24 protein-coding genes are annotated in these 23,523 nt (G+C 50.6%); 10 read left to right on the top strand and 14 right to left on the bottom strand.

The features are described from left to right. Positions 1-44: 44 nt before the first annotated feature. Entirely contained in the window at positions 45-836 is a 792-nt protein-coding gene (gene kdgR / locus KXD89_RS09425; RefSeq protein ID WP_001262203.1) for a DNA-binding transcriptional regulator KdgR, read from the bottom strand. Between the two features lie 176 nt (positions 837-1,012). Here kdgR and KXD89_RS09420 point away from each other — a divergent pair, with 176 nt between their 5' ends. After that, positions 1,013-2,386: an MFS transporter gene (locus KXD89_RS09420; protein ID WP_001127216.1), complete on the top strand. Its 1,374-nt coding sequence runs from the start codon at positions 1,013-1,015 to the stop codon at positions 2,384-2,386. A gap of 45 nt (positions 2,387-2,431) precedes the next feature. Here KXD89_RS09420 and htpX read toward each other — a convergent pair whose 3' ends face one another. From htpX to msrC, 4 genes are all read right to left on the bottom strand, one after another. Next, the gene (gene htpX, locus KXD89_RS09415) at positions 2,432-3,313 is read right to left on the bottom strand and encodes a protease HtpX (protein WP_000984520.1); all 882 of its coding nucleotides are present in this window, start codon (positions 3,311-3,313) and stop codon (positions 2,432-2,434) included. 191 nt (positions 3,314-3,504) lie between these two features. Continuing rightward, positions 3,505-5,553 (bottom strand): carboxy terminal-processing peptidase, encoded by a 2,049-nt coding sequence (gene prc / locus KXD89_RS09410; protein ID WP_001055791.1) that lies wholly within the window; start codon positions 5,551-5,553, stop codon positions 3,505-3,507. 19 nt (positions 5,554-5,572) lie between these two features. Continuing rightward, on the bottom strand, positions 5,573-6,271 hold the full coding sequence (gene proQ / locus KXD89_RS09405) for an RNA chaperone ProQ (protein ID WP_000431381.1): 699 nt from the start codon (positions 6,269-6,271) through the stop codon (positions 5,573-5,575). 96 nt (positions 6,272-6,367) lie between these two features. After that, positions 6,368-6,865 carry an L-methionine (R)-S-oxide reductase gene (gene msrC / locus KXD89_RS09400; protein WP_001043877.1) on the bottom strand — a complete coding sequence of 166 codons (498 nt, stop codon included), beginning with the start codon at positions 6,863-6,865 and terminating at the stop codon, positions 6,368-6,370. A 129-nt stretch (positions 6,866-6,994) separates the two neighbouring features. Between msrC and yebS the strand changes: the two genes are divergently transcribed. The 5 genes from yebS (at position 6,995) to KXD89_RS09375 (ending at position 13,049) form a co-directional block, all read left to right on the top strand. Then, complete coding sequence (gene yebS, locus KXD89_RS09395; RefSeq protein ID WP_001207282.1) at positions 6,995-8,278, top strand: membrane integrity lipid transport subunit YebS; 1,284 nt, start codon at positions 6,995-6,997, stop codon at positions 8,276-8,278. After that, positions 8,247-10,880, top strand: a complete 2,634-nt coding sequence (yebT, locus tag KXD89_RS09390) for a lipid-binding membrane homeostasis protein YebT (RefSeq protein WP_001326728.1) — start codon at positions 8,247-8,249, stop codon at positions 10,878-10,880. The genes yebS and yebT overlap by 32 nt, the downstream gene beginning before the upstream one ends. A gap of 79 nt (positions 10,881-10,959) precedes the next feature. Beyond that, positions 10,960-12,399: a 16S rRNA (cytosine(1407)-C(5))-methyltransferase RsmF gene (gene rsmF, locus KXD89_RS09385; protein WP_001352260.1), complete on the top strand. Its 1,440-nt coding sequence runs from the start codon at positions 10,960-10,962 to the stop codon at positions 12,397-12,399. Between the two features lie 117 nt (positions 12,400-12,516). Continuing rightward, a complete protein-coding gene (locus KXD89_RS09380) occupies positions 12,517-12,753 on the top strand; it encodes a YebV family protein (RefSeq protein ID WP_001295499.1) in 237 nt (78 codons plus the stop codon). Between the two features lie 104 nt (positions 12,754-12,857). Continuing rightward, positions 12,858-13,049 (top strand): YebW family protein, encoded by a 192-nt coding sequence (locus tag KXD89_RS09375; RefSeq protein WP_000457842.1) that lies wholly within the window; start codon positions 12,858-12,860, stop codon positions 13,047-13,049. On the opposite strand, the gene pphA is transcribed toward KXD89_RS09375, so the two are convergent. The 4 genes from pphA to yobA form a co-directional block, all read right to left on the bottom strand. Continuing rightward, positions 13,050-13,706: a protein-serine/threonine phosphatase gene (gene pphA / locus KXD89_RS09370; RefSeq protein WP_000812724.1), complete on the bottom strand. Its 657-nt coding sequence runs from the start codon at positions 13,704-13,706 to the stop codon at positions 13,050-13,052. It abuts the gene before it with no gap. 395 nt (positions 13,707-14,101) lie between these two features. Beyond that, the gene (locus KXD89_RS09365) at positions 14,102-14,443 is read right to left on the bottom strand and encodes a YebY family protein (protein WP_000976476.1); all 342 of its coding nucleotides are present in this window, start codon (positions 14,441-14,443) and stop codon (positions 14,102-14,104) included. 12 nt (positions 14,444-14,455) lie between these two features. Next, a complete protein-coding gene (gene copD / locus KXD89_RS09360) occupies positions 14,456-15,328 on the bottom strand; it encodes a copper homeostasis membrane protein CopD (RefSeq protein ID WP_000879289.1) in 873 nt (290 codons plus the stop codon). Positions 15,329-15,331: 3 nt separating this feature from the next. After that, positions 15,332-15,706 (bottom strand): CopC domain-containing protein YobA, encoded by a 375-nt coding sequence (gene yobA, locus KXD89_RS09355; protein ID WP_000168747.1) that lies wholly within the window; start codon positions 15,704-15,706, stop codon positions 15,332-15,334. A gap of 138 nt (positions 15,707-15,844) precedes the next feature. Here yobA and holE point away from each other — a divergent pair, with 138 nt between their 5' ends. The 3 genes from holE (at position 15,845) to exoX (ending at position 17,519) form a co-directional block, all read left to right on the top strand. Beyond that, positions 15,845-16,075 (top strand): DNA polymerase III subunit theta, encoded by a 231-nt coding sequence (gene holE / locus KXD89_RS09350; RefSeq protein WP_000916763.1) that lies wholly within the window; start codon positions 15,845-15,847, stop codon positions 16,073-16,075. Positions 16,076-16,176: 101 nt separating this feature from the next. Next, positions 16,177-16,833 (top strand): carbon-nitrogen hydrolase family protein YobB, encoded by a 657-nt coding sequence (yobB, locus tag KXD89_RS09345; protein ID WP_000011658.1) that lies wholly within the window; start codon positions 16,177-16,179, stop codon positions 16,831-16,833. A 23-nt stretch (positions 16,834-16,856) separates the two neighbouring features. Continuing rightward, positions 16,857-17,519, top strand: a complete 663-nt coding sequence (gene exoX / locus KXD89_RS09340; protein WP_000944256.1) for an exodeoxyribonuclease X — start codon at positions 16,857-16,859, stop codon at positions 17,517-17,519. Here the strand turns inward: exoX and ptrB are convergent. The 4 genes from ptrB to yebG all read right to left on the bottom strand — a co-directional run bounded on the left by ptrB (position 17,516) and on the right by yebG (position 21,484). Further along, positions 17,516-19,576 (bottom strand): oligopeptidase B, encoded by a 2,061-nt coding sequence (gene ptrB, locus KXD89_RS09335; protein ID WP_000936927.1) that lies wholly within the window; start codon positions 19,574-19,576, stop codon positions 17,516-17,518. The two genes, exoX and ptrB, sit on opposite strands and share 4 nt — an antisense overlap. A gap of 208 nt (positions 19,577-19,784) precedes the next feature. After that, positions 19,785-20,444, bottom strand: coding sequence for a tellurite resistance TerB family protein (locus KXD89_RS09330; protein ID WP_000024757.1), 660 nt, complete (start codon positions 20,442-20,444; stop codon positions 19,785-19,787). 326 nt (positions 20,445-20,770) lie between these two features. Further along, positions 20,771-21,127, bottom strand: coding sequence for a protein YebF (yebF, locus tag KXD89_RS09325; protein ID WP_001350516.1), 357 nt, complete (start codon positions 21,125-21,127; stop codon positions 20,771-20,773). Positions 21,128-21,193: 66 nt separating this feature from the next. Next, positions 21,194-21,484 carry a DNA damage-inducible protein YebG gene (gene yebG / locus KXD89_RS09320; RefSeq protein WP_000257738.1) on the bottom strand — a complete coding sequence of 97 codons (291 nt, stop codon included), beginning with the start codon at positions 21,482-21,484 and terminating at the stop codon, positions 21,194-21,196. A 133-nt stretch (positions 21,485-21,617) separates the two neighbouring features. Between yebG and purT the strand changes: the two genes are divergently transcribed. Continuing rightward, on the top strand, positions 21,618-22,796 hold the full coding sequence (gene purT, locus KXD89_RS09315) for a formate-dependent phosphoribosylglycinamide formyltransferase (protein WP_000173484.1): 1,179 nt from the start codon (positions 21,618-21,620) through the stop codon (positions 22,794-22,796). Between the two features lie 55 nt (positions 22,797-22,851). On the opposite strand, the gene kdgA is transcribed toward purT, so the two are convergent. Then, positions 22,852-23,493, bottom strand: coding sequence for a bifunctional 4-hydroxy-2-oxoglutarate aldolase/2-dehydro-3-deoxy-phosphogluconate aldolase (gene kdgA / locus KXD89_RS09310; protein WP_000800512.1), 642 nt, complete (start codon positions 23,491-23,493; stop codon positions 22,852-22,854). Between the last annotated feature and the right edge of the window lie 30 nt (positions 23,494-23,523).

The following is a 23,523-nucleotide window of genomic DNA, read 5'->3' as shown; positions in this document are numbered from 1 at the left end:
TAAAGAACCTGTCTGTTTGATATTCCGACAGGTTCTTACTCTCATCAGAACGGATAGTCGTGATAACCCATTTGGGCAGAAATTTTGCGCGCTGCGGTATGCAACATTGCGACATATTCCTGTAAACGCTCTTCAGAGAAACGCAACGTCGGGAAGGAGATGCTCAAACCGGCAATGACCACGCCAAAGCGATCAAATACCGGTACCGCAATGCATCGCAGCCCTTCTTCCTGCTCTTCATTATCTTCGCCATACCCCTGCTCGCGCACCTGGTCCAGAACGGGTAATAACGCTTCTGTACTGGTGATGGTCCGCTCGGTACTGCGTTTATACTCCACGCCCTCAAGAATTTGCTTCACTTCATCGCGATCGCGCCATGCCAGCAGTACCTTACCAATCGCGGTGCTGTACAGCGGATTACGACGCCCAATCCGTGAATACATGCGCAAATTGTACATAGAGTCAATTTTGTGAATGTAAACAATACTGTCTTCGTCCAGTGCGCCGAGGTGGATAGTTTCTTTGGTCAGGCGGGAGAGCTCACGCATCTGGATATCTGCGCTACGAATTAAATCGACGTTTTGTAACGCGCGAGCGCCCAGTTCAAACAATTTCAGGGTCAGGGAATATTTCTCCGACTCCCCTTCCTGCGCCACATAACCTAAGGTTTTCATGGTCTGTAAAAAGCGATAAACGGTGCTTTTTGACATCATGACGCGCTGCGACAGCTCGGTTATCCCTATTTCGCGCTCTTCACCCAGCGCCTGCAAAATGCCAAAAACTTTTAGCACGGAAGATACAGAATCAGGCTGTTTATCCAGATCTGCGTTAGCCATTTATCACCTCATTGCGAGTGTTTTATAAAAATCAGAACTGTTTTTTATTATAATTTCGCACCAGGGTGGTCGCAATCCATCTTTTGCCGGTTAGTTACAATTCTGCGACATCCACCGTGAATATCAGTGCTAGAATCATACCCCTGTTGATTATTCACCAAAGATATAAAATTCCTATGCCAAAAGTTCAGGCCGACGGCCTGCCATTGCCCCAGCGATACGGTGCGATATTAACCATTGTGATTGGTATTTCGATGGCCGTCCTTGACGGCGCAATCGCCAACGTCGCCCTGCCAACAATCGCCACGGACCTTCATGCCACGCCAGCCAGTTCCATCTGGGTAGTGAACGCCTATCAAATCGCCATTGTCATCTCCCTGCTCTCGTTTTCGTTTCTGGGCGATATGTTTGGCTATCGACGTATTTATAAATGCGGTCTGGTCGTTTTTCTGTTGTCTTCACTGTTCTGCGCCCTTTCTGATTCGCTGCAAATGCTCACCCTTGCGCGTGTCATACAAGGTTTCGGCGGTGCAGCGTTGATGAGCGTTAATACCGCACTTATCCGCCTGATCTATCCACAACGTTTTCTGGGTAGAGGGATGGGCATAAACTCGTTTATTGTTGCCGTCTCTTCTGCTGCCGGGCCGACAATTGCTGCAGCAATCCTCTCCATCGCATCCTGGAAATGGTTATTTTTAATCAACGTACCGTTAGGTATTATCGCCCTGCTTCTGGCGATGCGTTTTCTGCCACCCAATGGTTCTCGCGCCAGTAAACCCCGTTTCGACCTGCCCAGCGCCGTGATGAACGCGTTAACCTTCGGCCTGCTTATCACTGCGTTGAGTGGTTTCGCTCAGGGGCAATCGCTGACGTTAATTGCTGCGGAACTGGTGGTAATGGTTGTTGTTGGTATTTTCTTTATTCGCCGCCAGCTTTCTCTTCCCGTACCGCTGCTACCGGTGGATTTACTGCGTATCCCGCTGTTTTCACTTTCTATTTGCACATCTGTTTGCTCTTTCTGCGCACAAATGCTGGCAATGGTTTCCCTGCCCTTTTACCTGCAAACCGTGCTCGGGCGTAGTGAAGTCGAAACAGGTTTACTTCTGACACCGTGGCCGTTAGCAACGATGGTGATGGCTCCGCTGGCAGGCTATTTGATTGAACGCGTACATGCAGGATTGCTGGGGGCTTTAGGGTTGTTCATCATGGCTGCGGGGCTTTTTTCCCTGGTTCTGCTGCCCGCGTCACCTGCGGATATCAATATTATCTGGCCGATGATCTTATGTGGTGCTGGATTTGGCTTATTCCAGTCACCCAATAACCACACCATTATTACCTCCGCGCCTCGCGAACGTAGCGGTGGAGCCAGTGGCATGTTAGGAACGGCTCGTCTACTGGGTCAGAGTAGCGGCGCGGCGCTGGTGGCGCTGATGCTAAATCAGTTTGGAGATAATGGTACACACGTCTCGCTGATGGCTGCGGCTATTCTGGCAGTGATTGCTGCCTGTGTCAGTGGTTTACGTATCACTCAGCCACGATCCAGGGCATAAAAAAAGCGCGTCGATCAGGACGCGCTTTTTAGTATTTACTTCATATTACTTCAGGTATTCACCCGTACGCAGAGCTTCAATTCGTTTATCCAGCGGCGGGTGGGTCATGAACAACTCACTGAGCGATTTCGACTTACCGTTAATGCAGAGAGCCATCATGCTGGTTGCTTCTTGCGGTTCATAGCTGGTTTTCAGGCGCTGCAGCGCGGCAATCATTTTCTCGCGACCAACCAGTTTTGCCGAACCGGCATCAGCATGGAATTCACGATGACGCGAGAACCACATGGTGATAATGCTCGCCAGAATACCAAACACCAGTTCCAGAACCGTTGCAACCGCAAAGTAGATCAGCGGGTTGCCGTTGCTCTCTTCACCTTCATCACGATTTCCGCCCATAAAACCCGCGGCAAGCTGCGCCAGAATACGGGAAATAAAGATAACGAAGGTGTTCACCACGCCCTGAATCAGCGTCATGGTGACCATATCACCATTGGCGATGTGGCTGATTTCGTGAGCAATTACCGCCTCGGCTTCATCCGGGCTCATGTTCTGCAGCAAACCGGTGCTGACAGCAACCAGAGAGGCATCACGGCGCGCACCGGTTGCAAAAGCGTTGATGTCCGGCGCATGGTAGATAGCCACTTGCGGCATAGCGATCCCCGCCTGACGAGCCTGGGTTGCTACAGTATTGACCAGCCAACGTTCCCTTTCGTTACGCGGTTGCTCGATCACTTCCCCGCCAACAGATCGTAATGCCATCCATTTGGACATCAGAAGCGAAACGAAGGAACCACCAAAACCGAACAGCAAGGCCATGATCATCAGCCCCTGAACGCTGCTCGACTGTATCCCTGTCAGGCTCAGTACCAGCCCGAAAACGACCATTACGGCCAGGTTCGTTAGCAGGAAGAGCGCGATTCGCATCATAATTTTCTTTTTACCTCAGTTTAACAAAACGCAATATGCGATACCCACATCGTATGGGTTACGCGACTATTTTCAAGTCTGGATAGTGCGTAAGTCACCAGAAAGACACAACTTTACATTTTGTAGCATCTGATTTACGGCATCTTGTCGCTGTTAAAAAATCAGGCACAATTTCTTGTGCCTGATTGATATTACTTGACGGGAGCGGGTTGTTCCGCGGGTCTGGCTTTTTCAAGCTTCGCCAGATCGAGTGCGATATTCACCGTCTCATCCAGATAAGGATCCGGCTCCTGGTAATCTTTCGGTAGATCATCCAGTTTCTTCAACTCCGGTTTACCTTCGCGTTTAAAGCGTTCGTTCAAACGCGCCAGACGCGTCGCATCATCTTCATTATTCTCTTTCTCACGCACAGCGTAATTCAGAGAAACGATATTGCGCTTGTCCTTCATAGCGTTGAAGCGCGCGATATCCTTCATGATGTTCTGGAACTCAGGATCTTTCGCGATACGCGCATTATGTTCCTTCAGCAGCTCCGGTTCAAAGGCCGTTAAATCTCCTGATTTCACATAAGTCGCGGCATCAATGCTATCCCACGGCAGCGCGTTATCTTCGAATTTCTCACCCGTTTCCGTTTCTTCATTACCCGTCGGCATGATGATGTCTGGCGTTACGCCTTTACGTTGCGTACTGCCGCCGTTAACGCGATAGAATTTCTGGATCGTGTACTGCACAGAACCCAGCGCTGGCCATTCAGGACGTAACATCTGATCGTAAATACGGTTCAATGAACGGTATTGCTGAACGGTGCCTTTACCAAACGTCGGTTCACCCACAACCAGCGCACGACCGTAATCCTGCATTGCCGCGGCAAAGATTTCTGAAGCCGAAGCACTGAAGCGGTCAACCAGCACCACCAGCGGGCCTTTATAGAAAACCTGTCCGTCGGTATCGCTATCTTCACGAACCTTGCCGTTGTTATCGCGGACCTGAACAATGGGACCCGCAGGAATAAACAGACCGGAGAGCGATACGGCTTCAGTTAACGCCCCACCGCCATTGCTACGCAGGTCGATGATGACGCTGCTGACATTCTGTTTTTCCAGTTTCTGCAGTTGCACTTTGACATCGTCTGTCAAACCCACATAGAAGCCCGGAATATCCAGCACGCCGACTTTCTCTTTACCGACGGTCTTCACCGACATTTTAACCGCGCGGTCTTCGAGACGAATACGTTCACGGGTCAACGTTACAGTACGGGTCTTGGTCCCTTTACCAGCAGGTAAAATTTCCAGACGAACTTTACTGCCCTTCGGCCCTTTAATTAAGGCAACCACATCATCAAGACGCCAGCCAATCACGTCAACCATCGGCTTGCCTGTTTGACCAACACCGACAATTTTGTCACCAACGCTGATAGCTTTACTCTTCGCTGCCGGACCACCTGCCACCATCGAATTGATAACGGTGTAGTCATCATCCATTTGCAGCACTGCGCCAATACCTTCCAGCGACAAACTCATTTCAGTGTTGAACTGTTCGGTATTACGCGGGGAAAGATAGTTGGTATGCGGGTCGATTTCACGCGCAAACGCCGTCATTGCCAGCGAGAAAACATCTTCGCTGTTGGTTTGCGCCAGACGACGAATGGCAAATTTGTAGCGGCGAGTCAGGGTTTCACGAATTTCTTTATCCGTTTTTCCTGTCAGCTTCAGGCTTAACTCGTCGAATTTGACTTTACTGTCCCACAGCGCGTTCAACTCAGCCTCGTTTTTCGGCCAGGGCGCTTTGCTGCGGTCAAGGTTATAAGTGTCGTTGCCGGTGAAATCCATCGGCTTTTCCAGTACCGACAAAGCGTACTGGTAACGCTCAAAACGGCGCTTTTGCGCCAGATTGTAGAGATCGTAGAAAACGTCGAGTTTGCCTGAACGCAGTTCATCGCCTAACTCGGTTTTCTTTTTCGCGAACTGTTCAACATCGCTTGCCAGCAGCACGTTGTGGCTGTAATCGAGCAGATTCAGGTAGCGGTCAAAGATTTTGGCCGAAAATGCCTGATCGAGGTCGAACTGGCGATAATGAGAACGGGTGAAGCGCGACGTTACGCGCTCACTTACCGTCGCATGCTGCGTCTCTTCCTTTAATACCGGAATTTGATCAGCACGCGTGATATCTTCTACAGCGAAGGTCTGGCCTGCTATTGCAAGCAGGCCAGCTAACGCGGTAAGCCTAAAAAACATGTTCATGCCTGGCCCGGCCTCCGTTTCAGAACACCAGGTGTTCTGCGCGCACAATCAAAGACATACCCGAATTCAGCTGGACGCGGACGCCGTCTTTGGTGATTTCTAATACGGTGGCATCCATCGCGTTTTGACCCGCTTTCACCTTCAGGGCTTGTCCGACAGTCAGAGCTGAAATGTCAGAAACCGGGGTGTGCTGTTCTTCGCGAGGTGCTTTTACTGTTTTTGGCGCTTTCTCTACCGGCTTTTGCGCACGAGGTTTACGTTCAGCGCCTTCTTTGCGGCGTGGCGTAGTCGGACGTGGCTTGCGTTCGCGGCGCGGTGCGTCTTCTTTCTCACCAGCAGTTGCGGCAGCTTCGCGTTTTTTCGCTTGCTGTTCAGCACGCTGTGCCTGAACACGCGCTTTCGCTTCTTCAAGCTGCTTGCGAGCATGCTCTACATGTTGCTCGTCCAGCTCACCGCATGGGTTGCCGTCAAGATCGACACGCGTTGCGCCGGGTTTAACACCGTAAAGATAACGCCAGCTCGAAGTGTAGAGACGTAAAGCGGATCGCAATTGCGTTTTGCTCAGGTTCATTTCCCCAGCAACACGATCGACCAAATCCTGAAAAATACCGATTTTCAGCGGACGCGCTTCACCTTCCGCACTGAAACAGTGGGGAAAACGTTCGGCCAGAAACGCGATTACTTCTTTACTGCTATTCAACTTAGGTTGATTTTCCATGAAATTTCCTGATTACAACGGACGTAGCCAACAAGCGCAGGCATGAACAGGCGTCATTATAATGACGCTATCAGTAAATGCTACGTTATCCGTTGATTATCCTGCGACGCTCGCAAAGAATTTTTTGTAATCCGTCGTTGCAAGCACTTTTTCAAGCTGTGCCACAAGCTGACGTAAGCCTTGCTCGTCCTCGTCTGTAAAGCGACCGAAGACGGTACTATCGATGTCGAGAACACCAATAATCTGATTTTTCACCACCAGCGGCAGAACAATTTCAGAATTACTCGCCGCATCACAGGCAATATGCCCGTCAAACACATGAACATCCTCGATACGCTGCACTTGATTGCGGGCAACCGCAGTGCCGCACACGCCGCGCCCGACGGGTATCCGGACACAGGCAATTTTGCCCTGAAATGGTCCGAGTACCAGTGTATCGTCCTCAAGCAAATAAAAACCTGCCCAGTTTATGTCAGTGAGACGCTCATATAACAACGCACTGGTGTTCGCAAGCGTTGCCAGAAAACTGGTTTCTCCCGCCATCAGCGCGTTAAAGTCGCGATTTAAATCCGCGTAAAATTCTGTTTTGTTCATTATATAATCACTTGGTTGTCTTACCTGGATCTGCCAGCCTATTAAAATAAGCATTAAATGCGTTAATGCTCAAGATCATTCCCATCATGGGTTAAGATTAATGTTAATTCTTATTACATTTGGCACGTCATGGCTCTTAACACACCACAAATTACGCCGACAAAAAAGATAACAGTGAGGGCAATCGGCGAGGAACTGCCGCGTGGTGATTACCAACGTTGCCCGCAATGTGACATGCTGTTTAGCCTGCCCGAGATAAATTCTCATCAAAGTGCCTATTGTCCGCGCTGTCAGGCAAAAATTCGTGACGGGCGCGACTGGTCGCTAACGCGCCTGGCGGCAATGGCCTTCACCATGCTGTTGCTTATGCCGTTTGCCTGGGGCGAACCGCTGTTGCATATCTGGCTGTTAGGCATTCGTATTGACGCCAACGTTATGCAAGGCATCTGGCAAATGACCAAACAGGGCGATGCGATAACGGGGTCGATGGTCTTTTTCTGCGTTATTGGTGCCCCGCTCATTCTGGTGACCTCCATAGCTTATTTATGGTTTGGTAACCGACTGGGAATGAATTTACGTCCGGTACTGCTGATGCTTGAGCGACTTAAAGAGTGGGTAATGCTCGATATCTACCTGGTCGGCATTGGCGTTGCTTCTATAAAGGTACAGGATTATGCCCATATCCAGGCTGGTGTCGGCTTGTTCTCTTTTGTGGCGTTGGTGATTTTAACGACGGTGACGTTGTCACATCTTAATGTCGAAGAACTGTGGGAGCGATTTTATCCGCAGCGCCCCGCTACGCGTAGGGACGAGAAACTTCGTGTCTGTCTTGGGTGCCATTTTACCGGCTATCCAGATCAGCGTGGTCGCTGCCCGCGTTGCCATATCCCGCTACGCCTGCGTCGCCGTCATAGTCTGCAAAAATGCTGGGCGGCGCTGTTAGCGTCAATCGTTTTATTGTTACCTGCCAACCTGTTGCCTATTTCTATCATTTATCTGAACGGAGGACGGCAGGAAGATACAATTCTTTCCGGAATTATGTCGCTGGCAAGTAGCAACATTGCGGTTGCAGGAATCGTGTTTATCGCCAGTATTCTGGTACCGTTTACTAAAGTGATCGTCATGTTCACTTTACTGTTGAGCATTCATTTTAAATGCCAGCAAGGTTTACGCACACGCATTCTGTTACTGCGGATGGTGACCTGGATTGGTCGCTGGTCGATGCTCGACCTGTTTGTCATATCTTTAACCATGTCGCTGATTAATCGCGATCAGATCCTCGCTTTTACTATGGGACCGGCTGCGTTTTATTTCGGCGCAGCGGTAATTTTGACTATTCTTGCTGTGGAATGGCTGGACAGCCGCTTACTTTGGGATGCACATGAGTCAGGAAACGCCCGCTTCGACGACTGAAGCGCAGATTAAAAATAAACGCCGTATCTCACCTTTCTGGCTGCTGCCGTTCATCGCGCTAATGATTGCCAGTTGGCTGATTTGGGACAGTTATCAGGACCGGGGTAATACCGTCACCATCGACTTTATGTCGGCGGATGGTATTGTTCCAGGCCGTACGCCTGTTCGTTATCAGGGCGTTGAAGTCGGAACAGTGCAGGATATCAGCCTCAGCGACGATCTTCGTAAGATTGAAGTCAAGGTCAGCATCAAGTCCGATATGAAAGATGCGCTGCGCGAAGAGACTCAGTTCTGGCTGGTGACGCCAAAAGCATCGTTGGCAGGTGTCTCCGGGCTGGACGCCCTCGTCGGTGGGAACTATATCGGCATGATGCCGGGTAAAGGTAAAGAGCAGGATCACTTTGTCGCACTCGATACCCAACCGAAATATCGGCTGGACAATGGCGATCTGATGATCCACCTGCAAGCCCCCGATCTCGGTTCGCTGAACAGCGGTTCATTGGTCTATTTCCGCAAGATCCCGGTGGGAAAAGTCTACGACTATGCCATCAATCCCAACAAGCAAGGCGTGGTGATTGATGTCCTGATCGAGCGGCGTTTTACCGATCTGGTGAAAAAAGGTAGCCGTTTCTGGAACGTTTCCGGCGTTGATGCCAACGTCAGTATCAGTGGCGCGAAGGTGAAACTGGAAAGCCTGGCGGCACTGGTTAACGGTGCGATTGCCTTCGATTCACCAGAAGAGTCGAAACCTGCCGAGGCGGAAGATACCTTTGGTCTGTATGAAGATCTGGCCCACAGCCAGCGTGGCGTAATAATAAAACTGGAACTGCCGAGTGGGGCCGGATTAACCGCCGACTCGACGCCGTTAATGTATCAGGGGCTGGAAGTCGGACAGCTGACTAAACTGGATTTAAATCCTGGTGGTAAAGTCACAGGGGAAATGACCGTTGATCCCAGCGTCGTTACCCTGCTTCGTGAAAATACCCGCATCGAATTACGCAACCCGAAATTATCCCTTAGCGATGCTAATCTCAGCGCCCTGCTGACCGGCAAAACCTTCGAGCTGGTGCCCGGCGATGGCGAGCCACGCAAAGAGTTCGTTGTTGTGCCAGGCGAAAAAGCACTGCTGCATGAACCTGATGTTCTGACGCTGACCCTGACCGCGCCGGAAAGTTACGGTATTGATGCGGGTCAGCCGCTCATTCTTCACGGCGTGCAGGTAGGCCAGGTTATCGATCGTAAACTCACCAGCAAAGGCGTCACCTTTACCGTCGCCATCGAGCCTCAGCATCGCGAACTGGTAAAAGGCGATAGCAAATTTGTCGTCAACAGCCGTGTCGATGTGAAGGTGGGGCTGGATGGCGTTGAGTTTCTCGGTGCCAGCGCCTCAGAATGGATCAATGGCGGGATACGTATTCTGCCGGGCGATAAAGGTGAGATGAAAGCCAGCTATCCACTGTATGCCAATTTGGAAAAAGCGCTGGAGAACAGCCTTAGCGATTTACCCACCACAACCGTGAGTTTGAGTGCAGAGACGCTGCCGGATGTGCAGGCAGGATCGGTAGTGCTGTACCGTAAATTTGAAGTTGGTGAAGTGATTACCGTGCGTCCGCGAGCTAACGCGTTTGATATCGATCTGCATATTAAGCCGGAGTATCGCAACCTTCTGACCAGCAATAGCGTGTTCTGGGCAGAAGGCGGGGCGAAAGTTCAGCTGAATGGTAGTGGTCTGACCGTACAGGCATCCCCGCTCTCCAGAGCATTAAAGGGAGCCATTAGCTTCGACAACCTCAGCGGTGCCAGCGCCAGTCAGCGTAAAGGCGATAAGCGTATTCTGTATGCTTCCGAAACAGCGGCCCGTGCGGTTGGCGGGCAGATTACGCTTCACGCTTTCGATGCCGGAAAACTGGCGGTCGGGATGCCAATTCGCTATCTCGGTATTGATATCGGGCAAATCCAGACGCTGGATCTGATTACCGCACGCAATGAAGTACAGGCAAAGGCGGTACTTTACCCGGAATATGTCCAGACCTTTGCTCGCGGTGGTACGCGCTTCTCAGTGGTCACACCGCAAATTTCGGCAGCTGGCGTTGAGCATCTTGATACTATCCTCCAGCCGTATATCAACGTCGAACCAGGCCGGGGCAATCCTCGCCGCGACTTTGAATTACAAGAGGCCACCATTACTGATTCGCGTTACCTGGATGGCTTAAGCATTATTGTTGAAGCGCCGGAAGCCGGTTCGTTAGGCATCGGTACGCCTGTGCTGTTCCGTGGTCTGGAAGTCGGTACGGTTACAGGAATGACGCTGGGGACATTGTCAGATCGCGTGATGATTGCGATGCGCATCAGTAAACGCTATCAACACCTGGTGCGTAACAATTCCGTCTTCTGGTTGGCATCGGGTTACAGTCTGGACTTTGGTCTGACGGGCGGCGTAGTGAAAACCGGCACCTTTAACCAGTTTATCCGTGGCGGCATCGCCTTCGCCACGCCTCCGGGTACGCCACTGGCACCGAAAGCCCAGGAAGGCAAACACTTCCTGTTGCAGGAAAGTGAACCGAAAGAGTGGCGTGAATGGGGAACTGCGCTTCCCAAATAATGCCCACTGCTCCGGCGTGCCTGCGCCGGAGCGTTTATGCTAAACTGCGCGCCTGTTTTTTTGCCAGTGGTACATGCTCGTGGCCCAACACACCGTTTATTTCCCGGACGCCTTTCTGACACAAATGCGCGAAGCGATGCCTTCGACGCTCTCATTTGATGATTTTCTTGCCGCCTGTCAGCGCCCGTTGCGCCGCAGCATTCGCGTTAATACGCTGAAAATCTCCGTTGCTGATTTCCTGCAATTAACCGCTCCTTATGGCTGGACGCTTACGCCAATTCCGTGGTGTGAAGAAGGTTTCTGGATTGAACGCGACAATGAAGATGCATTGCCATTGGGTAGTACCGCCGAGCATTTAAGTGGCCTGTTTTATATTCAGGAAGCCAGTTCAATGTTGCCTGTTGCCGCCTTGTTTGCTGACGGTAATGCACCACAGCGGGTGATGGATGTCGCTGCCGCGCCTGGCTCCAAAACGACGCAAATTTCCGCGCGGATGAATAACGAAGGGGCAATCCTTGCCAATGAGTTTTCCGCCAGTCGGGTAAAAGTGTTACATGCCAATATCAGCCGCTGTGGTATCAGTAATGTTGCGCTCACACATTTTGATGGCCGCGTGTTTGGTGCGGCAGTGCCAGAAATGTTCGATGCCATTTTGCTGGACGCTCCCTGCTCTGGCGAAGGCGTGGTGCGTAAAGATCCCGATGCGCTAAAAAACTGGTCACCAGAAAGCAATCAGGAAATCGCAGCTACACAACGGGAGCTTATCGACAGCGCCTTTCATGCATTACGTCCTGGTGGTACGCTGGTTTACTCGACCTGTACCTTAAACCAGGAAGAAAACGAAGCCGTTTGCCTGTGGCTGAAAGAGACTTACCCCGACGCAGTAGAGTTTTTACCACTTGGCGATCTCTTCCCTGGTGCAAACAAAGCGCTGACCGAAGAAGGCTTTTTGCATGTTTTCCCACAAATTTACGACTGCGAAGGCTTCTTCGTTGCTCGTCTGCGTAAAACTCAGGCGATTCCCGCCTTACCCGCCCCCAAATACAAAGTCGGTAATTTTCCGTTCAGCCCGGTGAAAGATCGCGAAGCTGGACAAATTCGTCAGGCGGCTACAGGTGTTGGCTTAAACTGGGATGAAAACCTGCGCCTCTGGCAGCGTGACAAAGAACTGTGGTTGTTCCCGGTGGGCATTGAAGCCCTGATCGGTAAAGTCCGATTTTCTCGGTTGGGGATTAAACTTGCCGAGACGCACAACAAAGGTTATCGCTGGCAGCATGAAGCGGTTATTGCTCTTGCCTCACCCGATAATATGAATGCATTCGAGCTGACACCGCAGGAAGCGGAGGAGTGGTATCGCGGGCGCGATGTTTACCCGCAAGCCGCGCCAGTGGCGGATGATGTATTGGTTACTTTCCAGCATCAACCGATTGGTTTAGCCAAACGGATTGGTTCGCGATTGAAAAACAGCTATCCGCGTGAACTGGTGCGCGATGGGAAACTTTTTACCGGTAACGCCTGACAGCGCACAAAAAAAGCGCACTTTTTGACTGGCACATTCGGCTGCCTCAACTAGGCTGAAAAATGGTGCGATCGGACTGGTCGTACCACAATCGGCAGCTAAATGGAGAGCACGAAGATGAAAACCAGTGTGCGCATAGGCGCTTTTGAAATCGACGACGGCGAATTACACGGTGAATCGCCAGGTGATCGAACGTTAACCATTCCTTGTAAATCTGACCCCGATTTATGTATGCAACTGGATGCCTGGGATGCTGAAACCAGTATCCCTGCCCTGCTAAATGGCGAACACTCTGTCCTTTACCGTACCCGTTACGATCAACAATCTGATGCCTGGATTATGCGTCTTGCCTGATCCAAAAAGAACCCGTCGGCATGGCGGGTTATTTGTCCTGGTTATTCCCCCGTTGTAAAATCTCTCCTAAACTTAACGGTACGGCACCACACTTCGGGGATGAAATGTTCGCGCTGGTACTTTTTGTTTGCTACCTGGATGGCGGTTGTGAAGATATTGTTGTGGATGTCTACAACACGGAACAGCAGTGTCTTTATTCTATGAGCGATCAACGGATCCGCCAGGGCGGTTGTTTTCCGATTGAGGATTTTATAGATGGTTTCTGGCGACCTGCACAGGAGTACGGTGATTTTTAATTATTGCAATTGCACAAGAGTCAGTTCGCCCCCAAAGACAGCACCGGTATCAATATAATGCAGGTTGCCAATATCCACGCGATGTCGCAACGGTGTATGACCAAACCAGAAATGATCAGCACCTGTAATTCCCTGCCCTTTTTGGCGTTCACCTAATCGCGAGCGGCTCCACAAGACCTGATGCAAATCAACGTCCTTTTGCCATTCATAAACATCATCTGGATAATCGGCATGAGCAATAACATGCTTGCCGGTGCGACTGTGTACTTCAAGAATAAAGGGCAAATGCTGACATTTTTCCAGCGCCGTTTTCGCTTGTTTCTGTTGATTATCTGCCAGCGCAATAAACCAGTCGCCGCCATTCATCAACCACAAAGACATCTGCTGGGATGCCAGCGCATCCATCGCCATCTGTTCATGATTGCCTCTTACCGCACAAACCCAATGTTGTTCCAGTAACTGCAGACAACGTAAACTTTGCGGCCCACGATCGATAACGTCTCCCACTGAGATAAGTAAATCTCGCCACGGATCAAAACGACAATGCCATAATTTGCGGCGCAACTGCTCAAGACAACCGTGTATATCGCCAGAAAGCCAGATATGTCGCCATTGATGACCCGCAATTCTCTGATAAACGGGCGCAGGCTGTTTCATCAATATTTTCCTCCCGCGCTAAAGATCACATAATCTTAACAAGAATGTTAAAAAACGCTGGACTCAGACAGTAGAGTGTGTGTTATGGTTGACTATAAAGTCAGCGAAGGAAATGCTTCTGGCTTTTAACAGATAAAAAGAGACCGAACACGATTCCTGTATTCGGTCCAGGGAAATGGCTCTTGGGAGAGAGCCGTGCGCTAAAAGTTGGCATTAATGCAGGCTTAGTTGCCTTGCCCTTTAAGAATAGATGACGACGCCAGGTTTTCCAGTTTGCGTGCAAAATGGTCAATAAAAAGCGTGGTGGTCATCAGCTGAAATGTTAAAAACCGCCCGTTCTGGTGAAAGAACTGAGGCGGTTTTTTTATTGGAAATCAAAAGGCTATTTTAGGTAATTAACAGAGTTTTTCAGCTCGTTCTATAAACGGTGCCAGACTCATTTTTTCGCCGGGATTGTTAGGATCATCAATCTGAATCACCGAAATGGGTTGGGCATTGGTCTTCCCACTGGCAACTTCCTTTTGTGCGATATCGTTTAAAGGATACTGCACGAGGGTACTCGGATTAATAACATACAAAGCATTACCCGGTCGGCAAGTCAGCATCACCTCTTCGCGATTAAACGCCCATTTGTCTTTACCCACTTCAAAACGACTGACGGTAATCACCTGCGGTGCAGCCAGCGCCGCTGCAGAACTGGTGAGTAACAGAAACGCCAGAATACTTTTTTTCATCATTTTCGTAATCCATCAAAAAGGTTCGAGAGTCGCAAGCAGGCTGATGATCACCAGCACTACCGCACCTATCGCCCATTCGAGTTTAGTCATCCACACAAACCAGGGTGCCGCACGATCTTCATCCTGCCTCATGCGCGGTACAAGAACATAACGATTAGCCAGCGCAATGACCACCATAATCATCACCAGGATGGCTTTGAGCAATAAGAGTTGGCCCCAGTAAGTCGTAAGCGTGGGGGGAAATCCGGTAATCAACAATGCATTAAGCACGCCGCTTGCCAGTACGCCGATCACCGCAAAATGCCCGCACCAGGAAAAACGCATCAGCGCCTGAATAGCCTGGTGTCGCCAACGGCCTTTGATGAGTTGCATACACCAGAGCACCGGCAGTAATCCCCCAAACCACGCCGCCGCACAAATCAGGTGAATCGCGTGATTAGTCTGATGGATTTTCGCTGTTACCCCTTCATTCAGCGTCGCATGCCCCACTCCCGCCAGCAGAATAAATTGCGCGGTAGTGAGCATAAACAGCAAACGTGGCATATTCCGCGGTTGCATAAGGGCGACGATCAACGTTACGAGGGCGAGAACAATTTGCCATAACCAGATGCCACCAAACTGCGTTTGCAAAACAGCCTGCCAAATGTTTGGCGAAAATACATCTGTCCATCCCGTTCCCATCAACCCGCCCTGAACGGCGAGCATTGCAGTGGCACTGATCAAACTCCAGACGGCAGCGTGCTGTTGTAAACGCAGAAAACGCTTCGCCAGCAAGCGACGAATCGTCAAGGGGGCCAGCCAGGCACCGTACATTGCGAAGCCAAAAACCAGCATCAGCGAGGTGAAATGGATAAATCGCAGCGCGATCCAGGTAAACGCCAGCATGATTTATTTCACGCTAAAGGTGTAGTGTCCTTTCGTTTTATGCCCGTCCACCGAAACAACATGCCAGTCAACGGTGTAGGTTCCGGGTTTCAGCGAATCGGCCAGTGGAACAATCAGTTGCTTTTGGTCCTGCTCATTTCGCTTCGCCGGTAATGTTTTAATATTTTCGTTTTTTGGCCCCGTGATTTTTGCACCACTGAATCCTGTTTCAACACCTTCCGAGAAGTTTAAAGTGATTGCCTGCGGTGCAGCTGTCACTTGCGCGTTTGCCGCAGGATACTGATGCGTTAAATGCGCATGTGCCCAGACGGAAGGTGTCACCAACGAAGTGGTCAGGATTGCCAGCGCGTAGCGAAGGGAGCGTGCAGTTGAAGCCATATTATCTATTCCTTTTTGTAATAACTTTTTTACAGAGCATAACCTTGTCTAATGTCTGAGTCGAGGATCATCAATTCCGGCTTGCCATCCTGGCTCACTCTTAGTAACTTTTGCCCGCGAATGATGAGGAGATTAAGAATGCTGAAGAATCTGGCTAAACTGGATCAAACAGAAATGGATAAAGTGAATGTCGATTTGGCGGCGGCCGGGGTGGCATTTAAAGAACGCTACAATATGCCGGTGATCGCTGAAGCGGTTGAACGTGAACAGCCTGAACATTTGCGCAGCTGGTTTCGCGAGCGGCTTATTGCCCACCGTTTGGCTTCGGTCAATCTGTCACGTTTACCTTACGAGCCCAAACTTAAATAAAACTTATACAGAGTTACACTTTCTTACATAACGCCTGCTAAATTATGAGTATTTTCTAAACCGCACTCATAATTTGCAGTCATTTTGAAAAGGAAGTCATTATGTCGTTCTGGAAAGTTGCAGCAGCGCAATATGAGCCTCGTAAAACCTCACTCACCGAACAGGTAGCTCATCATCTGGAGTTTGTGAGGGCCGCCGCCAGGCAACAATGTCAGCTGTTAGTTTTTCCATCGCTTTCTTTACTGGGGTGTGATTATTCGCGACGTGCCCTTCCTGCCCCACCCGATCTCTCACTGTTAGACCCGCTTTGTTATGCCGCAACGACCTGGCGAATGACCATCATTGCCGGCCTTCCCGTTGAATATAACGATCGCTTTATTCGTGGAATTGCGGTGTTCGCACCGTGGCGAAAAACGCCTGGGATCTACCATCAGAGTCATGGTGCATGTCTGGGCCGTCGTTCCAGAACCATCACGGTGGTCGATGAACAACCGCAAGGTATGGATATGGACCCGACCTGTTCACTGTTTACTACAGGGCAATGTCTGGGAGAACCCGACCTGCTGGCGTCGGCCCGTCGCTTACAATTTTTTTCACATCAGTACTCGATTGCCGTGCTGATGGCAAATGCCCGTGGTAACAGTGCACTATGGGATGAATATGGTCGTCTCATCGTTCGCGCCGATCGTGGTTCATTATTGTTAGTCGGTCAGCGTTCATCACAGGGTTGGCAAGGCGATATCATTCCATTACGCTAGGCTTTTTCGGCCTGGAGCATGCCATGTTGCGCATTATCGATACAGAAACCTGCGGTTTGCAGGGAGGGATCGTTGAGATTGCCTCTGTTGATGTCATTGACGGAAAAATCGTCAACCCCATGAGCCACCTGGTGCGCCCCGATCGTCCTATTAGTCCACAAGCGATGGCGATTCATCGCATCACCGAAGCCATGGTCGCCGATAAACCGTGGATTGAAGATGTGATCCCACACTATTACGGTAGTGAATGGTATGTCGCGCATAACGCCAGCTTTGACCGCCGCGTACTGCCTGAGATGCCCGGTGAGTGGATTTGCACTATGAAACTGGCCCGTCGTTTGTGGCCTGGGATCAAGTACAGCAATATGGCGTTATATAAAACACGCAAGCTCAATGTACAGACGCCGCCGGGCCTGCATCATCACCGCGCGTTGTATGACTGTTATATCACCGCCGCGTTGCTTATCGATATTATGAACACCTCCGGCTGGACGGCAGAACAGATGGCCGATATCACCGGACGTCCGTCGTTGATGACGACCTTCACCTTTGGCAAATACCGTGGCAAAGCGGTTTCCGACGTTGCCGAACGCGATCCGGGCTATCTGCGCTGGTTATTTAATAACCTGGACAGCATGAGCCCGGAGCTGCGTTTAACACTGAAACATTATCTGGAAAATACTTAGTCCGCAGGCGTAGCGGGTAATGTTCCCTGCGCCAGCGCGACCAGAAAAGCATATTCCATCGCTACGCCTTCGTACGATTTAAAGCGACCAGATTTACCGCCATGGCCTGAGTCCATGTCGGTACAGAGCAATAAAAGATGGTCATCGGTTTTCAGCTCGCGCAATTTAGCGACCCATTTTGCCGGTTCCCAATATTGCACCTGAGAATCGTGCAAACCGGTCGTTACCAGTAAATGCGGATAAGCCTGTGCGGTGACGTTGTCATACGGGCTGTAGCTTTTCATGTACTCGTAATATTGCGGATCCTGCGGGTTACCCCACTCTTCAAACTCACCAGTGGTAAGAGGAATTGATTCATCAAGCATCGTTGTTACAACATCAACAAACGGTACCTGGGCGATAACGCCGTGGAATAATTCCGGGCGTTGATTAATTGCAACGCCCATCAACATGCCCCCCGCACTCCCGCCCATCGCATAACAAAGCGAAGGAGAGCCATAGCCCAGTTTTAACAATGCATCGCAGGCATCAAGATAATCATTAAACGTATTTTTCTTCTTCAGAAATTTTCCGTCTTCGTACCATTGTTGCCCCAGCTCACCACCGCCGCGAACATGGACAATGGCGTAGACAAAGCCACGATCTAACAAACTCAAGCGGCTAAAACTGAAATCGGCATCAATACTTGCGCCGTAAGAACCATAGCCATACACCAGCAACGGGTTGTGTCCTTTGCGAAAATGTTTGCGATGGTAGACCAACGAAACCGGAACTTCGACGCCATCACGGGCGACTATCCACAGGTGTTCACTGCGGTAATTCGCCGCATAAAAACCAGGAACTTCCGTTTGTTTTAATACACGACGCTCACCGGTATCCATATCCAGTTCAAACAAAGTGTCTGGTGTAGTCATGGAAGAATAACCATAACGCAATCGCGCGGTTTCAGGTTCTGGATTGTAGGCAATCCAGGTCACATAGGCCGGATCATCAAAGGCAATACCAATGACTTCCCGGGTCTTGCGGTTAATTTGGCGCAAACTGGTTAACCCGCGCTGACGCTCTTCAACCACCAGCCAGTCGGTAAACAGCGTAAACCCTTCCAGCATGATGTTTTCGCGTGGCGGAATTAACTCTTCCCACTGTTGCTCATCACGCATACGGGTACGGTATAAGCCAAAGTTTTTGCCGTGGCGGTTGGAACGCAGATAAAAACGATGCTGGTAGTGATCAAGGCTGTATTCGTGATCTTTGCGGCGCGGCAGAAAAACAAACGGCTCGGCATCGGCCATTTCCGCGTCCAGCAGGCGAACTTCACTGGTGGTGGCGCTGGCCAAATGAATGACTACATAGTGCTTCGAGGTCGTTTTATGCAGGCTGACGTAATAGGTATCGTCTTTTTCTTCGTAGATCAGTTTATCTTGCGATGCTGGCGTACCGATGGCGTGACGCCAGACCTGATAAGGCAGCAGCGTCACCGGATGCTTGCGAACATAGTAGAAAATCCAGGAGTCATTTGCCCAGACAAAGCTGGGTTCAACGTTATCCAGCAGTTCCGGGTACCAGTTACCAGTTTCCAGATTACGAAAACGAATGCCGTACTGGCGTCGGGAAAGAAAATCTTCTGCCAGCGCCATAATGGTGTTATCGGGCGTAATCGCCATTCCGCCCATCGAATAAAACTCACTATGAGCTGCGCGCTTATTGGCATCGAGCAATGTTTCCCACTCATCCCACTCTTCACTGAATGCCGATTGACGCTGGTAGATAGCATATTCACAGCCTGGTTCATAAATATGCCGATAGCGGTAGCCATTTTTGATGTAGGGCGCAGAAACTTCTCGTTGCGGAATGCGGTCGATGATTTCCTTTAAGATGCGATCCTGCAAGGCTTGTTGTGAGGCCATCACCCGATGACCGTAACTATTTTCTTGTTGCAGGTAGTCCAGGACTTCTGGCTGAGAACGCGTATCGTCCCGCAGCCAGTAGTAATTATCGATGCGCGTATCGCCATGAAGCGTCATGGCGTGGGGAATGCGGGCGGCTTTTGGTAGCATGTTATTGTTCTTTCTGGTTGAAACATCTTATAAGGGTGGCAAAACTCACCGGGGATGCAAGCGAAACAGGGGAGTCATTGCTTAGATGATGACAGGTAATGGCGCGGATATCGAATGTTATGCAGACAGAGAAAATCAGCCTGTTCAAATGGCTGTGCGATTCTGGATAGCCCGAAATAGTCAACTTCAGGCTATCCAGAGAGCGGAATTATTCCGCCAAAGTGCGTTTTTGCTGTTCGAGATCGCGTTCAATGCCGTCACGAACATCCTGGGGGATTTTCAGCGCGTCACCCAGTGCATTCAGGTAACTGCGTTCCATAAAATGGTCAATATCAATAGCCGCGCAACTCAGGAAATAGATTTCCAGCGCCTCTTCTTCATTGCGGACCCCGGTAGCCAGGCGTTGTGGATCCAGCGGTTGTTCGATTGCCTGCTCAATGAGTACACGCCCCTGCTCTTCCACGCCGGCTCCACGCAATTGCTGGTCGATTGCCGCACGTTCTTTGGCATCAATATGACCATCACTTTTAGCGGCAAAGACCAGCGCAAGGATCAAACGTGCTGTACGCTCATCCAGCGGCGTACTTTGCGCGCCAAACTGCGGTTCGTCCTGATGCGCCGCGCGAATTTTATCTTTGTATTTATTCCACAGCACCGTACCCGCTACCGCTCCGCCGCCAACCAGTAACGCGTTGGTGCCATATTTCGTAAGAAGTTTACGTGCTGATTTATTTGCGACCAGCAGCCCAGCCAGTCCGCCTAATGCGCCTGGCACTAACAGTTTGACCAATCCCTGATCCGCAGACGAGGAGGTAGAAGAACTGCTTTGCCCAAGCAGGGATTGCAGTTGATTTAACCAGTTAGCCATATTTGCTCCTCAATAACCATTTTTAGTGCCTGTAGCATAGCGGATGAGGATGTCAGAAAATGTATATCGAGACAAAAGATGCGCAAATAAGCGGGGCGGTAGGCCGTTATTCAAAGAAATTCGCGCCAGGTAAGGTATTTACTGTATATCAGGTGATAAGGGTATTTTAGGTGAAAGTAGTTTGTCGTTTTGAGTGGCATTGTTTGATGCTGATTGCCCGATGCGACGCTGTTGCGTCTTCTCAGGCCTACGATTGTGGTGCGTTCTGGGGCGGACAAGGCACTCGCGCCGCATCCGCCAACAGTCAATCGAATTATCAGAAGCCATTAACGCCGCTGATATTCCGCCATTCCCGCTTTGCAGTCCACGCTGACCTGGTAATGAATATCGGCACTTTTACCACGCACGGTTAGCGGTACTGACCATTTATCATCTTTACCCTGAATGTCCTGCAAACTGACCCAAGCCACGGGATCGGCCTGACCGACAATTTTTTGATCATCTGCCCAACGCGCCACGCGATTTTGTTGATAATCACGTTTTACGCTCGCGGCAATTCCGGCAGCATCCAGATCTTCACACTTTGGGAAAGTGACCGACTTGCTGGTTTCATTATTGGCAGCGAAAACTGATGCGCAGGCAGAAACCAACAACAGCCCTAAAAACGCCCCTCTTTTTTTCATGTTTTTCTCCATAGCACAATGATTCAGGAGAAAGCATGGTACAAATTGTCAGGAGCGCAAGTTGCTTCAGGCCGCGTGTGAGGCATCTTCCTCTTCGGATTCAGCACCGACGACCTGTGGGGACGGTAATTTGCCGGTTTTCAGAATGGTGCTCAGCACATCTTTTTGTTCTGCCAGCCATAGCGAAAGGGCTTCACGTTGCTCGTCTTCCATTTGCACTGGAGAATTTGTCAGCCAGGTGTCAAGCAGATCCGCCGTATCAAGCATTTTGTCATAAGCATCGGCTTCCTTTTTGCTGGTAAACGACATTTTCTCTTCGCCCTCACGAATGACTACGTATTTAACTTCAACCGCCATTTGCAGCCTCTCATAATAACTGTGATTTTATACAGTATATTTCTTTTCGGTTGAGAAATCAACATCAGCAATAAAGACACACGCAAACGTTTTCGTTTATACTGCGCGCGGAATTAATCAGGGGATATTCGTTATGACGTTATTAGGCACTGCGCTGCGTCCGGCAGCAACTCGCGTGATGTTATTAGGCTCCGGTGAACTGGGTAAAGAAGTGGCAATCGAGTGTCAGCGTCTCGGCGTAGAGGTGATTGCCGTCGATCGCTATGCCGACGCACCAGCCATGCATGTCGCGCATCGCTCCCATGTCATTAATATGCTTGATGGTGATGCATTACGCCGTGTGGTTGAACTGGAAAAACCACATTATATCGTGCCGGAGATCGAAGCTATTGCCACCGATATGCTGATCCAACTTGAAGAGGAAGGACTGAATGTTGTCCCCTGCGCTCGCGCAACGAAATTAACGATGAATCGCGAGGGTATCCGTCGCCTGGCGGCAGAAGAGCTGCAGCTGCCCACTTCCACTTATCGTTTTGCCGATAGCGAAAGCCTTTTCCGCGAGGCGGTTGCTGACATTGGCTATCCCTGCATTGTAAAACCGGTGATGAGCTCTTCCGGCAAGGGGCAGACGTTTATTCGTTCTGCAGAGCAACTTGCTCAGGCATGGAAGTACGCTCAGCAAGGCGGTCGCGCCGGAGCGGGCCGCGTAATTGTTGAAGGCGTCGTTAAGTTTGACTTCGAAATTACCCTGCTAACCGTCAGCGCGGTGGATGGCGTCCATTTCTGTGCACCAGTAGGTCATCGCCAGGAAGATGGCGACTACCGTGAATCCTGGCAACCACAGCAAATGAGCCCGCTTGCCCTTGAACGTGCGCAGGAGATTGCCCGTAAAGTGGTGCTGGCACTGGGCGGTTATGGGTTGTTTGGTGTCGAGCTATTTGTCTGTGGTGATGAGGTGATTTTCAGTGAGGTCTCCCCTCGTCCACATGATACCGGGATGGTGACGTTAATTTCTCAAGATCTCTCAGAGTTTGCCCTGCATGTACGTGCCTTCCTCGGACTTCCGGTTGGCGGGATCCGTCAGTATGGTCCTGCAGCTTCTGCCGTTATTCTGCCACAACTGACCAGTCAGAATGTCACGTTTGATAATGTGCAGAATGCCGTAGGCGCAGATTTGCAGATTCGTTTATTTGGTAAGCCGGAAATTGATGGCAGCCGTCGTCTGGGGGTGGCACTGGCTACTGCAGAGAGTGTTGTTGACGCCATTGAACGCGCGAAGCACGCCGCCGGACAGGTAAAAGTACAGGGTTAAACCCGGCAAAAAAACGCTACAAAAATGCCCGATCCTCGATCGGGCATTTTGACTTTTACAGCTTAGCGCCTTCTACAGCTTCACGCGCCAGCTTAGTAATGCGGTCGTAATCGCCCGCTTCCAGCGCATCTGCCGGAACCAGCCAGGAACCACCGATGCACAGCACGCTTTTCAGCGCCAGGTAGTCACGGTAGTTAGCCGGAGAAATACCACCCGTCGGGCAGAAACGGACCTGGGAGAACGGACCCGCGATCGCCTGCAGGGCTTTCACGCCGCCGTTAGCTTCAGCCGGGAAGAATTTGAACTCTTTCAAACCGTAGTCCATACCCAGCATCAGTTCGGAAACAGTGCTGATCCCCGGAATCAGAGGAATAGTCCCTTCGGTAGCAGCTTTCAGCAGCGGCTCGGTCAGACCCGGGCTAATTGCGAACTGTGCACCCGCTTCAGTGACTTCTGCCAGCTGCTGTGGATTCAGCACCGTACCGGCACCCACAATCGCTTCAGGCACTTCTTTGGCGATAGCACGGATAGCGTCAACTGCACACTCGGTACGCAGAGTCACTTCCAGAACGCGCACCCCACCAGCAACCAACGCTTTTGCCATCGGCACCGCGTGTTCCAGTTTTTTTACCACGATAACCGGTACAACCGGGCCGGTGGTCAGGATTGATTCTGCACTTGTTTTCCAGTTTTTCATCAGAGTTTTCTCTCGCCTGATTACAAATTT

The sequence above is a fragment of the Escherichia sp. TC-EC600-tetX4 genome, from assembly GCF_019356055.1.
Classification (GTDB): Bacteria; Pseudomonadota; Gammaproteobacteria; order Enterobacterales; family Enterobacteriaceae.
Note: the sequence above shows the minus strand (reverse complement) of the source record. Positions and strands in the feature narration are given on the sequence as shown.

What these genes read in the sequence shown, in the direction of transcription:
- kdgR (WP_001262203.1), bottom strand. Translation starts at nt 836, where the DNA reads ATGGCTAACGCAGATCTGGATAAACAGCCTGATTCTGTATCTTCCGTG.
- KXD89_RS09420 (WP_001127216.1), top strand. Translation starts at nt 1,013, where the DNA reads ATGCCAAAAGTTCAGGCCGACGGCCTGCCATTGCCCCAGCGATACGGT.
- htpX (WP_000984520.1), bottom strand. Translation starts at nt 3,313, where the DNA reads ATGATGCGAATCGCGCTCTTCCTGCTAACGAACCTGGCCGTAATGGTC.
- prc (WP_001055791.1), bottom strand. Translation starts at nt 5,553, where the DNA reads ATGAACATGTTTTTTAGGCTTACCGCGTTAGCTGGCCTGCTTGCAATA.
- proQ (WP_000431381.1), bottom strand. Translation starts at nt 6,271, where the DNA reads ATGGAAAATCAACCTAAGTTGAATAGCAGTAAAGAAGTAATCGCGTTT.
- msrC (WP_001043877.1), bottom strand. Translation starts at nt 6,865, where the DNA reads ATGAACAAAACAGAATTTTACGCGGATTTAAATCGCGACTTTAACGCG.
- yebS (WP_001207282.1), top strand. Translation starts at nt 6,995, where the DNA reads ATGGCTCTTAACACACCACAAATTACGCCGACAAAAAAGATAACAGTG.
- yebT (WP_001326728.1), top strand. Translation starts at nt 8,247, where the DNA reads ATGAGTCAGGAAACGCCCGCTTCGACGACTGAAGCGCAGATTAAAAAT.
- KXD89_RS09380 (WP_001295499.1), top strand. Translation starts at nt 12,517, where the DNA reads ATGAAAACCAGTGTGCGCATAGGCGCTTTTGAAATCGACGACGGCGAA.
- KXD89_RS09375 (WP_000457842.1), top strand. Translation starts at nt 12,858, where the DNA reads ATGTTCGCGCTGGTACTTTTTGTTTGCTACCTGGATGGCGGTTGTGAA.
- pphA (WP_000812724.1), bottom strand. Translation starts at nt 13,706, where the DNA reads ATGAAACAGCCTGCGCCCGTTTATCAGAGAATTGCGGGTCATCAATGG.
- KXD89_RS09365 (WP_000976476.1), bottom strand. Translation starts at nt 14,443, where the DNA reads ATGATGAAAAAAAGTATTCTGGCGTTTCTGTTACTCACCAGTTCTGCA.
- copD (WP_000879289.1), bottom strand. Translation starts at nt 15,328, where the DNA reads ATGCTGGCGTTTACCTGGATCGCGCTGCGATTTATCCATTTCACCTCG.
- yobA (WP_000168747.1), bottom strand. Translation starts at nt 15,706, where the DNA reads ATGGCTTCAACTGCACGCTCCCTTCGCTACGCGCTGGCAATCCTGACC.
- holE (WP_000916763.1), top strand. Translation starts at nt 15,845, where the DNA reads ATGCTGAAGAATCTGGCTAAACTGGATCAAACAGAAATGGATAAAGTG.
- yobB (WP_000011658.1), top strand. Translation starts at nt 16,177, where the DNA reads ATGTCGTTCTGGAAAGTTGCAGCAGCGCAATATGAGCCTCGTAAAACC.
- exoX (WP_000944256.1), top strand. Translation starts at nt 16,857, where the DNA reads ATGTTGCGCATTATCGATACAGAAACCTGCGGTTTGCAGGGAGGGATC.
- ptrB (WP_000936927.1), bottom strand. Translation starts at nt 19,576, where the DNA reads ATGCTACCAAAAGCCGCCCGCATTCCCCACGCCATGACGCTTCATGGC.
- KXD89_RS09330 (WP_000024757.1), bottom strand. Translation starts at nt 20,444, where the DNA reads ATGGCTAACTGGTTAAATCAACTGCAATCCCTGCTTGGGCAAAGCAGT.
- yebF (WP_001350516.1), bottom strand. Translation starts at nt 21,127, where the DNA reads ATGAAAAAAAGAGGGGCGTTTTTAGGGCTGTTGTTGGTTTCTGCCTGC.
- yebG (WP_000257738.1), bottom strand. Translation starts at nt 21,484, where the DNA reads ATGGCGGTTGAAGTTAAATACGTAGTCATTCGTGAGGGCGAAGAGAAA.
- purT (WP_000173484.1), top strand. Translation starts at nt 21,618, where the DNA reads ATGACGTTATTAGGCACTGCGCTGCGTCCGGCAGCAACTCGCGTGATG.
- kdgA (WP_000800512.1), bottom strand. Translation starts at nt 23,493, where the DNA reads ATGAAAAACTGGAAAACAAGTGCAGAATCAATCCTGACCACCGGCCCG.